This window comes from Streptomyces kronopolitis (assembly GCF_014646275.1).
GTDB classification, from domain to species: Bacteria; Actinomycetota; Actinomycetes; order Streptomycetales; family Streptomycetaceae; genus Streptomyces; species Streptomyces kronopolitis.
Genome location: NZ_BMND01000002.1, coordinates 403,951 through 416,909, shown reverse-complemented (window position 1 = coordinate 416,909; position 12,959 = coordinate 403,951). Strand labels below are relative to the sequence as shown.

Sequence of the window (12,959 nt, the reverse complement as noted above, 5' to 3'; positions counted from 1 at the left end):
CGTTCCGCCGCCGGGTATCTCCTCGTCCGCCGAACGGCCCGGTCGGTCCGGCAGACGCAGCCGCAGTGTGTCGTGCGGTGGATGTGGTGTGTGCGGTGTGTGTGATGTCCCGTCCAACATGCCGTCAATCTACGGGGATTCGCGCGCGGGGCCGGGCCGCCGGGGCGCGGATCGCGCACGGGACGGTGTCGCGGCGGGCAGCGGACGGGCCCGGTCCGGATCGAGGAGCGGGGCGAACAGGTCGCCGTGGCGGTCGAGGCGGGGGCCGATCTCCTCGAAGAGGAAGGTGAGTTGGCGGGGGTCGGTGCAGTCCGCGATCTCGTCCCAGGTGACCGGGGTGGAGACGGTGGGGGTCTCGCGGGCCCGCAGGGTGTAGGCGGCCGCGGTGGTCTTGGCGGCGGCGTTCTGGGAGAAGTCGAGGAAGACCTTGCCGGGGCGCAGCGTCTTGGTCATCTTGTCCACGACCAGGTCCGGGAGGGCCGCCGCCGCCTCGACGGCGAGCGCCCTGGCGTACTCGGTGGTCCGCTCGGACGAGGTGGGCTCGACGGGCACGAGGAGGTGCAGGCCCTTGGCCCCGCTGGTCTTGGCGTGGACGTCCAGACCGTCGGCCGCCAGCCGGTCGCGCAGCCACTGCGCCGCGACACAGCACTCCACGATGGTGGCCGGGGCGCCGGGATCGAGGTCGAGGACGAGCCGGTCGGCGATGCCCGGCGCCCGGGACGTCCACTGCGGGGTGTGCAGCTCGACGACCAGGTTCGCGGCCCAGACCAGCGAGGGGAGGTCCTGCAGCAGGACCTGGCGAGTGGGTCCGGACGTCGAATGGGGGACCTCGCACGTCTTCACCCAGGAGGGTGTGCCGGGCGGCACGTTCTTGGTGAAAAACCGCTGGCCGTCCGGCCCGTCGGGGTAGCGCAGGAAGGACAGCGGCCGGTCGCGGAGGTGGCTGAGCAGCGGTTCTGCGGTGGTGGTGCAGTAGTGCAGCACCTCACCCTTGGTGGTGCCGGTCCCCGGATAGAGGACCTTGTCCAGGTTGGTCAGCGAGAGGCGCCGCCCCTCCACGACCGTGATCGGCGACATACCATGAGAATCCCACACAAGGGATGAAAGATGCGTTCTATCTGGAATGGGTCGATATCGTTTGGCCTGGTCACCATCCCGGTGAAGACCTACAGCGCCACCGACCGCACCTCGTCGGTCTCCTTCGTGCGCATTCACGAGAAGGACGGCGCGCCGGTCCAGTACCGCAAGATCTGCGAGCTGGACGGCGAGGAGGTGCCGAACGAGGAGGTCGGCAAGGGCTACCAGCCGCCCGGCGACGACACCATCGTGCCGATCACCGACGACGACCTGTCCCGGCTGCCGATGCCGACCGCCAAGACGCTGTCGATCCTGTCGTTCGTCGACCCCACCGGGATCGACCCGCTCCAGATGGACAAGTCCTACTACCTGGCGCCCAACGGGGCGGCCGCCGCCAAGCCGTACACGCTGCTGCGGGAGGCGCTGGAGCACCACCGGAAGGTCGCGATCGGCAAGGTGGCGATGCGCGGGCGGGAGTCGCTGGCGATGCTGCGGGCGCACGCCGGGGCGCTGGTGATGCATCAGCTGCTGTGGCCGGATCAGATCCGGCCCGCCACCGATGTGGTGCCCGACGACGTCGAGATCCGCGAGAACGAGATGACGCTGGCCGAGACCCTGATGGACTCCCTGGGCGAGCTGGATCCCGCGGAACTCCATGACGACTACCGCGAGGCCGTCGAGGAGCTGGTGGCCGCCAAGCTGGAGGGCACGGAACCGGCCGCCCCGGCGTCCGACACGTCCGGTGCCCAGGTCATCGATCTGACGGCGGCCCTGGAGAAGAGCGTGCAGGCGGCACGGGGCGGGGGCGGCGACACGGCGTCGGCGCCGGCCTCCGTGACATCCCTGCGGGGGCGGAAGGCCGCGAAGAAGAGCACGGCGGGCTCGGGCACCGCCAGGAAGAGCGGGGCGGCGGAGCAGGCCGCGGGCCGCGGATCCGGCAGCACCGCCACGAAGAAGGCCCCCGCGAAGAAGACCGCGGCACAGAAGACAGCGGCGGCGAAGAAGACCTCGACCGCGTCGCAGGACGCCACGGGGCGGACGAAGGCCGCGTCGAAGAGCACCACGAAGAAATCCACCGCGAAATCCGCCACCGAGAAGCCCACCGGGGCGAAGTCCACCGCCAAGACGGCCACCGCCAAGAAGACCGCGGCCCGGAAGACCGCCGCCAAGAAGACGGACCGGCGCTCGTCCGCCTGAGCGCCCGTCCGCTCGCGGACGAGCCCGCCGATCCGGTTTGCCCTCGACCTCTCCCCCTCGCTTAGATGCGGGTGGTCGTCGCCGACGGTCCGGTGCGGCGAGGGGGCGGTGGGTATGGCGGGCAGGCGGGCGCTGGGGCGTCGATTCGGATGGCTGTGGGCGGCGTTCGCGGTCAGCTCGTACGGCACGGGGCTCGGCTTCGGGGCGTTGCCGCTGCTCGCGGTGCTGGTACTGCACTGCGGACCGGCCCAGGTGGCGGCGCTGGCCGCCACGGGGCGGGCCGTGGGAGCGCTGGTCGCGGTGCCGCTCGGCCCCTGGGTGGAGTTCCGTCGCAAGCGGCCGGTCATGGTGGCGATGGATCTGATCCGCTGCGCGGCGCTGCTGAGTGTCGCCGCCGCGTTCGCGCTCGGCCGGCTCGGCTTCGCCCAGCTCCTGCTGGTCTCGGTGGTCACGGCCGCGGCCGACATCGCGTTCAAGGCGGCCAGTGGCGCGTATCTGAAGGCGCTGGTGCCGCCGGCGGACCTGCTCGTCGCGAACAGCCGGTTCGAGTCCACGACCTGGACCTCGACCATGGTCGGACCGCCGCTCGGCGGGGCCGCGATCGGACTCTTCGGCCCGGTGACGACCGTGGTGGCCGACGCGGTCAGCTATCTGCTCTCGGCGCTGGGCATCCGCGCCATCGGCGGGACGGAACCGGTCCCCGAGCGCTCCGGTGCGGCACGGCTGCGCGCGGGCGACCTGCTGGCGGGCTGGCGCCACATCCTCGGTCACGCCGCGCTGCGCCCGCTGTTCCTGAACTCGATCGTGGTCAACGGACTGATCATGGCGTCCCAGCCGCTGCTCGCCGTACTGATGCTGGGCCGCCTGGGGTTCGCGCCCTGGCAGTACGGCCTCGCGTTCGCGGCCCCCTGCGTCGGCGGGCTGCTCGGCTCACGCCTGGCGCACCCCCTCGCGGCGCGGTTCGGCCCGCACCGGGTGCTGCGCGCCTCCGGGGCGCTGCGCTCCTGCTGGCCGCTGGGCCTGGCGTTCGTACAGCCCGGCGTCCCCGGGCTCGCCATCGTGCTCGTCGTCCAACTCGGCGTGGTGACCGGCTGCGGCGTGTTCAACCCGCTGCTGGCGACGTCCCGGCTCGACCACACCGCCCCCGACCGGGTCGCGCGCACCCTGGCCGCCTGGTCGATCAGCAGCAGTGCCGCCATCGCCGCCGTGACCGCCCTGTGGGGTCTGCTGGCCGCCGCCACCGGCCCCCGCACCGCGATCGCCGCCGCCGGCGTCCTCCTCCTGGCCACCCCGCTGCTGCTCCCGCGCCGCGCGAACACGTCCCGGGACGAGCCCACCGGGACCGGGGTCCGAGCCGCCGTCGATCGCGTCTGAGGCCGGAACTCGCGGGCGGGAGCGGCCTCGGGCCGTCTCTCCCGCTGGCGCGCGTTCTAGAGTCTGGATATGGCTTCAGACGAGGGGACCACCCGCATCGACAGCTGGATCTGGTCCGTACGGTTCACCAAGACGCGCTCGCTGGCCGCGGCGGCCTGCCGCGCCGGGCACGTCCGGGTCAACGGGGAACGGGTGAAGCCGGCGCACGGTGTGCACAACGGCGACGAGGTGCGGCTGCGGCACGCGGGCCGGGAGCGGATCGTGGTGGTCGCGCGGCAGGTGCGCAAGCGGGTGGGCGCGGCCGTCGCCGCGGAGTGCTACGTCGACAACTCGCCGCCGGAGCCGCCGCGCGAGCAGGTCGCGGTGGTCGCGCACCGCGACCGCGGCGCCGGACGCCCCACCAAGCGCGAGCGCCGCGAGATCGACGAGCTGCGCGGCCGCTGAAAGGGCACCCGGGGCCGCCGGACCGGCCCCGTTCCTAGCCGGGCGGCATGGCGTCCAGATAGACCCACCGGCCGTCCTCGCGGACGAAGCGGCTGTGCTCGTACTGGCTGTCGGCGTGGCCGTGCAGGGTGTAGTGCGCGCGGAATTCGACGGCGCCTTCGGTGTGGAAGGCGCTGCCGCCGCTGGTGCCGAGGATCTCCAGTCCGGTCCACCGCTGTGCCGGGTCGAGGTCCAGTCCGGCCGGGCGGGTCGTCGGGTGCCAGGTGCGCAGCAGATATCCGGTGTCGCCGACCGCGAAGGCGCTGTACCGCGAGCGCATCAGGCGCTCAGGCGTCGGGGCGGTGGCGCGCCCCTGGTGGAAGGCGGCGCAGCAGTCGCCGTAGGTCGCGGCGCGCCCGCAGGGGCAGGGTGCGGCGGGGGTGACGGGAGCCGGGCGGCGGGGCGTGTTCTTCGGTTTCGGCACCCCCCGATTGTGCCGGGTCGGCGGGGGCGGTCCGCGACACGCCGGGCGGCCGCCGAAGCGGCCCACGCGAAAGCTGCGCCCATTTAGGGAATTTCAACGATAAATCACCCATTTGCAGCTTTTCGTGGCTTGATACGTGCTGTGAGGCTGGAAGAACTCATGGTGACCGTCCCCACCACCCAGGAGAGAACCCCCATGATTCTGTCCATTTCCGGCGTCGTCCTGCTCGGTGTCATCGTCTTCCTCTTCTTCCGCAAAGACGGCCTGAAGCTGTCCCACGCACTGGTCTCCGCGCTCTTCGGGTTCTACCTCGCCAGCTCCGCCATCGCGCCCAGCATCAAGGCCGGCGGCGCGAGCCTGGCCAACCTCCTCGGGGGGATCAAGATCTAGGGGCTGCCGCCCGGCTCTCCCACCCGGGATTCCCGCCCGGAGTCCCCGTCCGGCGCCACCCACCGGTCCCCGCCCGGACGGGCCGCGCCCGCTCCCGTCCGGGCGGCCCCGCGTGCCGCACGTTCCCCGGCTCGCCGCCCACGCCGAGCCCCCGACGACCACCGCACGAGCAACAGGAGAAGACGTGGCCCGGCGCCCCCTGCCCCGCATCCTGACCAGCGGCCAGCCCCTGACCCGCATGGCCAACAGCGCCTCGCTCGCCCGCAGCCGCGAACTGGCGCGCACCGCCGCCGAGAGCGCCTCCGACGTGTTCCACCCGCTGATCGTCATCGCCCGCGGGCTGCGCCGGCTGGGCGCGGCCGGGCGCGGGCGCTGGGTCGCCACGCCGCGGGAGCACCGCGGCCCGACGGCCTTCTTCATCGGGGCGTGCGTGTTGGTCCTGTGCCTGGTGCCGTACGGGCCGCTGCTCGCCGTGATCACGCTGATGGCCGCGGGCGCCTGGGCGGGGCGGGAGCGCACGCCCGTCGAGACCGGCCCCGGCGAGGCCGCGACCGAGCGGCTGCGGGCACTGTACGAGGCGCTGGTGCCGTACCTCTGCGTGGACGGTGACCCCAGTCCCCTCTACGCGCCCGACGGCGACTGGGAGCGGGCCTTCCCCGAGTACGCCTTCGACGACGGCGGGCGGCTCGAACGGCTCCAGCTGAAGTACCCGGCGTACTTCACCGACGGCGAGGACGGGGCCCGGACCCGCATCGAGCAGGTGCTGTACGCCAAGGCCGGCCGCGGCCGGGAGTACCACTTCGCCTGGGACGAGCTGGCCAATCAGCTCACCCTGACCGCCCTGGGCCCGCTGCCCACCGATATCGCCGCCCAGCGCTTCGTCACCTCGCCGGGCGAGCTGGTGCTCGGGTTCACCGACCCGGACTTCGTCCAGCGGACCCTGCCGGTCACCGCCGGCGAGGAGATCCGGGACGCGCCGCCGGTCGTCTGGCGTACCGGGCCGCGCTCCACCGAACCGCATCTGCTCGCCCTGGGGCAGCCGGGGACGGGCGGCACCACGTTGCTGCGCTCGCTCGCGCTCCAGGCGTTGGCGCACGGCGATGTGCTGGTCATCGACGGCGGCGGCGCCGGCGAGTACGGGTGTCTGACCGGGCGGCGCGGTGTGCTGGGAGTGGAGAGCGGGCTGGCGGGGGCGCTGGCGACGCTGGAGTGGGCCGCCCACGAGACCGAGCGGCGGCTGGTCGCGGCGAACCGGGCCCGGCAGGCCGGCCGGCCCGCGCCGGAGGACACCCGCCGGCCGCTGTGGATCATCGCGGACCGTCCCACCGCGCTGACCCATATCGCGGCCGCGGAGGGCCGGGACGATCCGCAGCAGTGGCTCCAGGTGCCGCTGCGGCACGGCCGGGCCGCCCAGGTCACGGTGGTCGTGGCCGAGCACTTCGAGAGCGCCGAGCTGCTGAGCGAGCCGGTGCGGGCGCACACCAAGGCCCGGGTGGTGCTCGGCCCGGCCACGGCGGAGGAGGTGCAGGCGGTGCTCGGGGCGCCGCCGCACACCACTCCGGTCGCGCAGGTGCCGCCGGGGCGCGGCTACGCACGCCTGGGCACCGCCGCCGTGCTGCGGCTCCAGGTGCCGGCCACCCCCGACCCGCTCGACGATGCCACCGGCCAGGCGCACCGGGAGGCCGTCCTGGCGCTGCTGCCGGAGCGGACGGTTCCGGCCGATGGGGCGGGCCCGGCCGAGCCGGCGGGCGGCAAGCGGTCCGAGGACGTCCGCCCGGCGGGCGGCGACCGCACGGTGGGAGCGGGCCGCAAGCCGGTGGACTTCCGCAAGGTGGACCCCCGCACGTCCGCGGGCGGCGCCGGTGCGGAGTCGGCGGGCGGGACCGCCGGGGCCGAGGGGACGCCGCGGGACGGGGAGAGCGGGGGTGCCGGCGAACCGGTCGGCGCGGCCGTGCGCGCGGCCCACGGCAAGGGCGGCGAGCCCCGGGTGGTCAACGGGTCGGCGGACGCGTCCCGGGCGGAGAGCTGAGGATCGCCCGGCGAAGGCCCGGAGGGGCCCGGCGGTCAGGCCACGAAGGCGTGCCGGGCCTCGGTGCCCAGCGGCGCACCCGTCGCGACCAGTCGCGCGGCGCCGGCCAGCCGGACCGCGGCCTCGTCCGCGACGGCCCCGCTGACCGTGAACGGCAGGCGTACGAAGCCCTCGAAGGCCCCGTCGACACCGAACCGTGGACCGGAGGGCACCCGCACCCCGAGCCGCTCCCCCGCCTCGGCGATCCTGGAACCGGAGAGTCCGCCGGTCCGCGCCCAGAGCGTGAGCCCGCCCCGCGGCACGCTGAACTCCCAGTCGGGCAGGTGCCGTTGGAGGGCCCCGACGATCGCGTCGCGGTTCTCCCGGGCCTGCGCACGACGGATCTCGACGGCCTGCTCCCAGCCGCCGCCCTTCAGGAGCGAGGCGATGGCGAGCTGTTCGAGGACGGGTGAGCCCAGGTCGGAGTAGGCGCGGGCGGCGACCAGACTGCGGATGACATCGGGCGCGGCCCGCACCCAGCCGATCCGCATCCCGGCCCAGAACGCCTTGCTCGCCGAGCCGACGGTGATCACCGCGCTGCCCGCGGGGTCGAAGGAGCAGACCGGGCGCGGCGGCTCGGGGTCCTCGTCCAGCTGGAGTTCGGTCATGGTCTCGTCGACGACGAGCAGCGTGCCGGCCGACTTGGCGGCGTCGACCAGGCGGCGGCGCTGGTCGTCGGTGGCGAGGGTGCCGGTGGGGTTGTGGAAGTCGGCGACGACATAGGCCATCCGGGGCGCGGCGTCGCGCATCACCTGACGCCAGACGGGCAGGTCCCAGCCGGCCAGCCGCTCACCGAGGGCGACCGGGACGAGCCGGGCGCCGGCGTCCCGCATCAGCTGGAGGATGTTGGCGTACGACGGGGAGTCGACGGCCACCCGCTCGCCGGGGCTCGTACACAGCCGGCAGATCGCGGCCACCGCGCCCATCGCGCCCGTGGTCACCATGATCTGTTCGGGCATGGTGGGGATGCCGCGGGCGGTGTAGCGGTCGGCGAGGGCCTGGCGCAGGACCGGCAGGCCGGCCGGGTAGTCGCCGTGGGTGTGGGCGTAGAGCGGGAGGTCGGCCATCGCGCCCTGGACGGCGCGGGTGAGCCAGGGCTCGGGGGCCGGGAGGGCGGCACAGCCGAGGTCGATCATGGATCCGGCGGCCTCCGGGGGCAGCGGTTCCAGGCCCCGGGTGGGCAGCGGGTTGCCCGCCGGGACGGCCGTCCAACTGCCCGAGCCGCGCCGGGACTCCAGGAAGCCCTCGGCCCGCAGCGCCTCGTAGGCGGCGGCGACGGTGGTGCGGCTGACGCCGAAGGCCGCGGCCAGCTCGCGCTCGGCGGGCAGCCGGGCGGCGACCGGTATCCGGCCTTCCAGTACGAGCAGGCGCACCCGGTCGGCGAGGCTGCGGTAGGCGGGCAACCGGCGCCCGCCGGCCGCGAGTTGCGTGTCGCACGGGTCCTGCGACCGGAGCAGCCGGGCGAGTTGGGGCGCGCCTACCGCTGAAGTCCACTGAGCCACGAAGATCAGTCCACCTTCCCCGAATTGGCTCTACTTCCCGAGCCCGGACACGCCACATGGTGTCATGCGTCGGTCCAATCCTGCCAGGAGGGGGAAAAGTCATGTCCACGCCCAGAGGGTCCGGTCCGGGGAGGGCGCCGGTGACGCGCCGCCTCGTCCAGCTGTACACGGGGCTGCCGCTGTACGGCGTGAGCATGGGACTGATGGTCCGCGCGGACCTGGGCCTGGAGCCATGGAGCGTACTGAACCAGGGCATATCCCGGCATACGGGGCTGTCGATCGGCACCGTCACCATCGTGTCCGGCGTGCTGATCCTGCTGCTGTGGATCCCGCTGCGGCAGCGCCCCGGGCTGGGCACGGTGTCCAACGTGGTGATCCTCGGGCTGGTGATGGACGCGACGCTGGCCGTGACGCCGGAGCTGTCGGCGTTGGGGGCGCGCATCCCGCTCCTGGCGTTCGCCGTCGTCCTCAACGGCGCCGCGACCGGCCTCTACATCTCGGCCCGCTACGGCGCGGGACCGCGCGACGGCCTGATGACCGGGCTGCATCAGCGCACCGGCCGCCCGGTGCGGCTGGTGCGGACCTGCATCGAGATCACGGTGCTCGCGGTCGGCTTTCTGCTCGGCGGGTCCCTCGGGGTCGGCACGGTGGTCTACGCGCTGGCCATCGGGCCGCTGGCGCAGTTCTTCCTCCGCCGCTTCGCGATCAGCGGCCTGCCCGGGGAGCCGTCCCCGGTGGTGGCCCGCTCAAGGACGTCACCCGAGCGCGCGATACTGCCCGAGTGACCTCAGCGATACGCCCCCGCCACGCCTATCTCGACCACCCCGCGCCGCTGCCCTTCGCCCACCGCGGCGGGGCGGCCGACGGCCTGGAGAACACCGCCGCCGCCTTCCGGCGCGCGGTCGCCCTCGGCTACCGCTATCTGGAGACCGATGTGCACACCACATCGGACGGACACCTCGTCGCCTTCCACGACGCCACCCTCGACCGCGTCACCGACTCCCGGGGCGCCATCGCCTCGCTCCCCTGGCAGGCGGTGCGCCGGGCCCGGGTCGCCGGCCGGGAGCCGCTGCCGCTGTTCGAGGAGCTTTTGGAGGAGTTCCCCGACGCGCGCTGGAACGTCGACCTCAAGGCGGAGTCCGCGCTGGAGCCGCTGCTCGGCCTGCTGCGCCGCACCGGCGCCTGGGACCGGGTGTGCGTCGGCTCGTTCTCGGAGGCCCGGGTCGCCCGGGCGCAGCGGCTGGCCGGCCGCCCGCTGGCCAGCTCGCTGGGCACCCGCGGCGTGGCCGGCCTGCGGCTGCGCTCCTACGGCCGCGGCCGGCTGCCGCTGGACCGGCTGCTGGGCGCGGCGGTGCGCCGCAGCGCGGTGTGCGTCCAGGTCCCCGAGCGGCAGTGGGGCATCCCGGTCGTCGATCCGCTGTTCCTGCGCGCCGCGCACGCCCTGGGCATGCAGGTGCATGTCTGGACGGTCAATGACGCGGAGCGGATGACCGCCCTGCTCGACCTGGGCGTGGATGGCATCATGACCGACCACATCGAGACGCTGCGGACGGTACTGACCGAGCGCGGGTGCTGGGTCTGAACGGGGTGCCGGGCCCGCGCGGGAACTGCGCGTCCGCCCGCCGCGGCCCCGCCGGCGGTCCGCCGCGGTGAAGGGGGACGGGATGACGGGGGCGGGCGTGGAGGGCACACAAGCCGTGGGCGGGGCCGTGGACGAGGCGGCCGCCCGGCGCCGCGAGCAACGCGGCTGGTACTGGTACGACTGGGCCAACAGCGTCTATTCGACGACCGTGCTGACCGTCTTCCTGGGGCCGTACCTGACCTCGGTGACGACGGCCGCGGCGGACGCGCACGGCCTGGTGCACCCGCTGGGCATCCCGGTGCGCGCCGGCTCCTTCTACCCGTACACGGTGTCCCTCTCGCTGCTGCTGTCCGTATTGGCGATGCCGCTCGCCGGGGCCGTGGCCGACCGGACCGGCCGGAAGAAGCCGCTGCTGGGGTGCTGCGCGTATACGGGCGCGGCCGCGACGGCGGGGATGTTCTTCCTCGGCGGCGACCGCTATCTGCTGGGCGGCGCGCTGCTGATCCTCGCGAACGTGTCGTTCGTGGTGTCGACGATGCTCTACAACTCCTTCCTGCCGCAGATCGCGACCCCCGAGGAGCGGGACGCGGTCTCGTCCCGGGGCTGGGCCTTCGGCTACGCGGCCGGGGCGCTGGTCCTGCTGGCCAACCTGGCGCTCTACGGCGCGCACGACTCCTTCGGCCTCTCCGCCGGCGCCGCGGTCCGCATCTGCCTGGCCTCGGCGGGGCTGTGGTGGGGCGTGTTCTCCGTGATCCCGCTGCGCCGGCTGCGCGACCGCCGGACGGCGGCCGCCGGGGCGCCCGGTGCGGCGGGCGGCGCCTCGCTCGCCCAGGGCTGGCGGCAGCTGGCCGAGACCTTGCGCGGGATGCGCCGCCACCCGCTCACCCTCTCCTTCCTGCTGGCCTATCTCGTCTACAACGACGGGGTGCAGACGGTGATCACCCAGGCGTCGGTGTACGGCTCGGAGGAACTGGGGCTGGACCAGAGCACGCTGATCGTCGCCGTCCTGCTGGTGCAGGTGCTGGCGGCGGCCGGCGCCCTGCTGATGGGCCGGCTCGCCCGGCGGTACGGCGCGCAGCGGACGATCCTGGCCTCGCTGGCCGCCTGGACGCTGACGGTCGCGGCCGGCTACGTCCTGCCGGCCCGGGCACCCGTGTGGTTCTTCGCGCTGGCCGCCGGCATCGGCCTGGTCCTGGGCGGCAGCCAGGCGCTGTCGCGCTCGCTGTTCTCGCAGCTGGTGCCGCGCGGCAGGGAGGCGGAGTACTTCTCCGCGTACGAGATCAGCGACCGGGGCGTGAGCTGGCTGGGGCCGCTGGTGTTCGGGGTGACCTACCAGCTCACCGGGAGCTATCGGGACGCCATCGTGTCCCTGGTGGCCTTCTTTTTGATCGGTTTTGTCCTGCTGGCGAGGGTGCCGGTGGGCCGGGCGATCGCGGCGGCCGGAAATCCTGTGCCTGACCGGATTTAGGCCCAGGGGCTGCGGAGCGGTAGTGTACGCCTTTGGCTCACCAGGCGGACCGTTACTGCGCGCTCAACCATATATGGCGCTGGGTGACATCTGCTGCCAGATGTGACAAACCGGGCAATGGTGGGTACAACAAGGGGCGGCACGAAGGAAGGCAGCGGCGCACAGCGCCTCCATCAGTGGGCGGTGGTGGGCGACGGGTGGGCGCATCTCCCGAATGCGGGAATCTTCACCGCCGACCGGACGTTGACCGGATGACGACGACAGCGACACCTGTCCTGTGGGCGACAAGCCCGGGAGGCACGATTCATGAGTGAGCGAGCTCTCCGCGGCACGCGACTCGTGGTGACCAGCTACGAGACCGACCGCGGCATCGACCTGGCCCCGCGCCAGGCGGTGGAGTACGCATGCGAGAACGGACATCGATTCGAGATGCCGTTCTCGGTTGAGGCCGAGATTCCGCCGGAGTGGGAGTGCAAGGTATGCGGTGCACCCTCGCTTCTGGTGGATGGCGATGGCCCTGAGGAAAAGAAGGGTAAGCCCGCGCGTACGCACTGGGACATGCTCATGGAGCGGCGCACCCGCGAGGAGCTCGAGGAGGTGCTGGCCGAACGGCTGGCCGTCCTGCGCTCCGGCACCATGAACATTGCCGTGCATCCGCGCGACACCAACCGCAAGTCCGCCTGACGGCGGGATTGCACCGAGCAATACCCAAGGGCCGGGTCACCGCACTGCGCGGTGACCCGGCCCTTGTCGCTGTCCGGGACTCCCCCGGGCGCGGGCCCGGGGGTGCGGCGGGGGCGCTCAGCCGGTCAGCGGCGGGTCCTGGCGGCGCGGCGGCGTCGGCCCGTCCTCCCGGATGACCTCGCCCTGGACGACCTTCCCGTCCGGCCGGTGCATCCTGGCCTGCTGGAAGGCGTCACCGAACGAGCCCGCGGCGGGCCGCTTCCTGCGGGACAGCAGCTTCTCGGTGCGGCGCTGGATCAGCTTGCCGGTCGGCGGGAAGAGGCAGAGCAGCCCCAGCGCGTCGGACGCCAGCCCCGGCAGCATCAGCAGCAGTCCGCCCGCCATCGGGAGCGTATTGCCGCTGCCCGACGCGCCGTTGCCGGACGGGGCGCGGCCGCCGGGGGCCGCCGGGTCGCCGCCGCCCTGCATGCTCTCGGCGAGCCGCTGCCAGGCACGGCGGCCGGCCCGCTTGATCACATAGCCGCCGACCAGCACCCCGGCGATCAGCAGCAGCGCCACCGTCCACCCGCTGGTGGCCTCGGCGACCACCGTCAGCAGCCAGATCTCCAGCACCATCCAGGCGGCGACGCCCAAAGGCACGTACCGGCGGGCGCGCGAGGGCCGGGAGGGGCGGGGATTCGGCGGGGGCGTGGCTCCTGACGTCATGCCTC

Annotated in this window: 13 protein-coding genes; 9 read left to right on the top strand and 4 right to left on the bottom strand. The window is 73.6% G+C overall.

Going from position 1 to position 12,959, the window contains the following annotated elements; genetic code table 11:
- Positions 1–129: 129 nt before the first annotated feature.
- Positions 130–1,077, bottom strand: a complete 948-nt coding sequence (gene ligD, locus IEY78_RS03715; protein ID WP_189096057.1) for a non-homologous end-joining DNA ligase — start codon at positions 1,075–1,077, stop codon at positions 130–132.
- 30 nt (positions 1,078–1,107) lie between these two features.
- On the opposite strand from ligD, the gene ku reads away from it, so the two are divergent.
- From ku to IEY78_RS03700, 3 genes are all read left to right on the top strand, one after another.
- Positions 1,108–2,274 (top strand): non-homologous end joining protein Ku, encoded by a 1,167-nt coding sequence (gene ku, locus IEY78_RS03710; protein WP_189096056.1) that lies wholly within the window; start codon positions 1,108–1,110, stop codon positions 2,272–2,274.
- Between the two features lie 114 nt (positions 2,275–2,388).
- Positions 2,389–3,648: an MFS transporter gene (locus IEY78_RS03705; RefSeq protein WP_189096055.1), complete on the top strand. Its 1,260-nt coding sequence runs from the start codon at positions 2,389–2,391 to the stop codon at positions 3,646–3,648.
- 69 nt (positions 3,649–3,717) lie between these two features.
- The gene (locus IEY78_RS03700; RefSeq protein WP_189096054.1) at positions 3,718–4,092 is read left to right on the top strand and encodes an RNA-binding S4 domain-containing protein; all 375 of its coding nucleotides are present in this window, start codon (positions 3,718–3,720) and stop codon (positions 4,090–4,092) included.
- 34 nt (positions 4,093–4,126) lie between these two features.
- Here the strand turns inward: IEY78_RS03700 and IEY78_RS03695 are convergent, their stop codons facing one another.
- The gene (locus IEY78_RS03695) at positions 4,127–4,555 is read right to left on the bottom strand and encodes a YchJ family protein (RefSeq protein ID WP_189096053.1); all 429 of its coding nucleotides are present in this window, start codon (positions 4,553–4,555) and stop codon (positions 4,127–4,129) included.
- 195 nt (positions 4,556–4,750) lie between these two features.
- Here IEY78_RS03695 and IEY78_RS03690 point away from each other — a divergent pair, with 195 nt between their 5' ends.
- Positions 4,751–4,945 (top strand): hypothetical protein, encoded by a 195-nt coding sequence (locus tag IEY78_RS03690; RefSeq protein WP_006601706.1) that lies wholly within the window; start codon positions 4,751–4,753, stop codon positions 4,943–4,945.
- Positions 4,946–5,129: 184 nt separating this feature from the next.
- On the top strand, positions 5,130–6,974 hold the full coding sequence (locus IEY78_RS03685) for a hypothetical protein (protein WP_189096052.1): 1,845 nt from the start codon (positions 5,130–5,132) through the stop codon (positions 6,972–6,974).
- A 35-nt stretch (positions 6,975–7,009) separates the two neighbouring features.
- Here the strand turns inward: IEY78_RS03685 and IEY78_RS03680 are convergent, their stop codons facing one another.
- Positions 7,010–8,515: an SCO1417 family PLP biosynthesis transcription factor gene (locus IEY78_RS03680; RefSeq protein ID WP_189096051.1), complete on the bottom strand. Its 1,506-nt coding sequence runs from the start codon at positions 8,513–8,515 to the stop codon at positions 7,010–7,012.
- Between the two features lie 101 nt (positions 8,516–8,616).
- Between IEY78_RS03680 and yczE the strand changes: the two genes are divergently transcribed.
- The 4 genes from yczE to IEY78_RS03660 all read left to right on the top strand — a co-directional run bounded on the left by yczE (position 8,617) and on the right by IEY78_RS03660 (position 12,249).
- Positions 8,617–9,300 (top strand): membrane protein YczE, encoded by a 684-nt coding sequence (gene yczE / locus IEY78_RS03675; RefSeq protein WP_189096050.1) that lies wholly within the window; start codon positions 8,617–8,619, stop codon positions 9,298–9,300.
- 8 nt (positions 9,301–9,308) lie between these two features.
- Complete coding sequence (locus IEY78_RS03670; RefSeq protein ID WP_189096199.1) at positions 9,309–10,097, top strand: glycerophosphodiester phosphodiesterase family protein; 789 nt, start codon at positions 9,309–9,311, stop codon at positions 10,095–10,097.
- An 82-nt stretch (positions 10,098–10,179) separates the two neighbouring features.
- Positions 10,180–11,565 (top strand): MFS transporter, encoded by a 1,386-nt coding sequence (locus IEY78_RS03665; protein ID WP_189096049.1) that lies wholly within the window; start codon positions 10,180–10,182, stop codon positions 11,563–11,565.
- 306 nt (positions 11,566–11,871) lie between these two features.
- The gene (locus tag IEY78_RS03660; RefSeq protein ID WP_100605284.1) at positions 11,872–12,249 is read left to right on the top strand and encodes an RNA polymerase-binding protein RbpA; all 378 of its coding nucleotides are present in this window, start codon (positions 11,872–11,874) and stop codon (positions 12,247–12,249) included.
- A 117-nt stretch (positions 12,250–12,366) separates the two neighbouring features.
- Here IEY78_RS03660 and fxsA read toward each other — a convergent pair whose 3' ends face one another.
- A complete protein-coding gene (gene fxsA, locus IEY78_RS03655; RefSeq protein WP_189096048.1) occupies positions 12,367–12,954 on the bottom strand; it encodes an FxsA family membrane protein in 588 nt (195 codons plus the stop codon).
- Between the last annotated feature and the right edge of the window lie 5 nt (positions 12,955–12,959).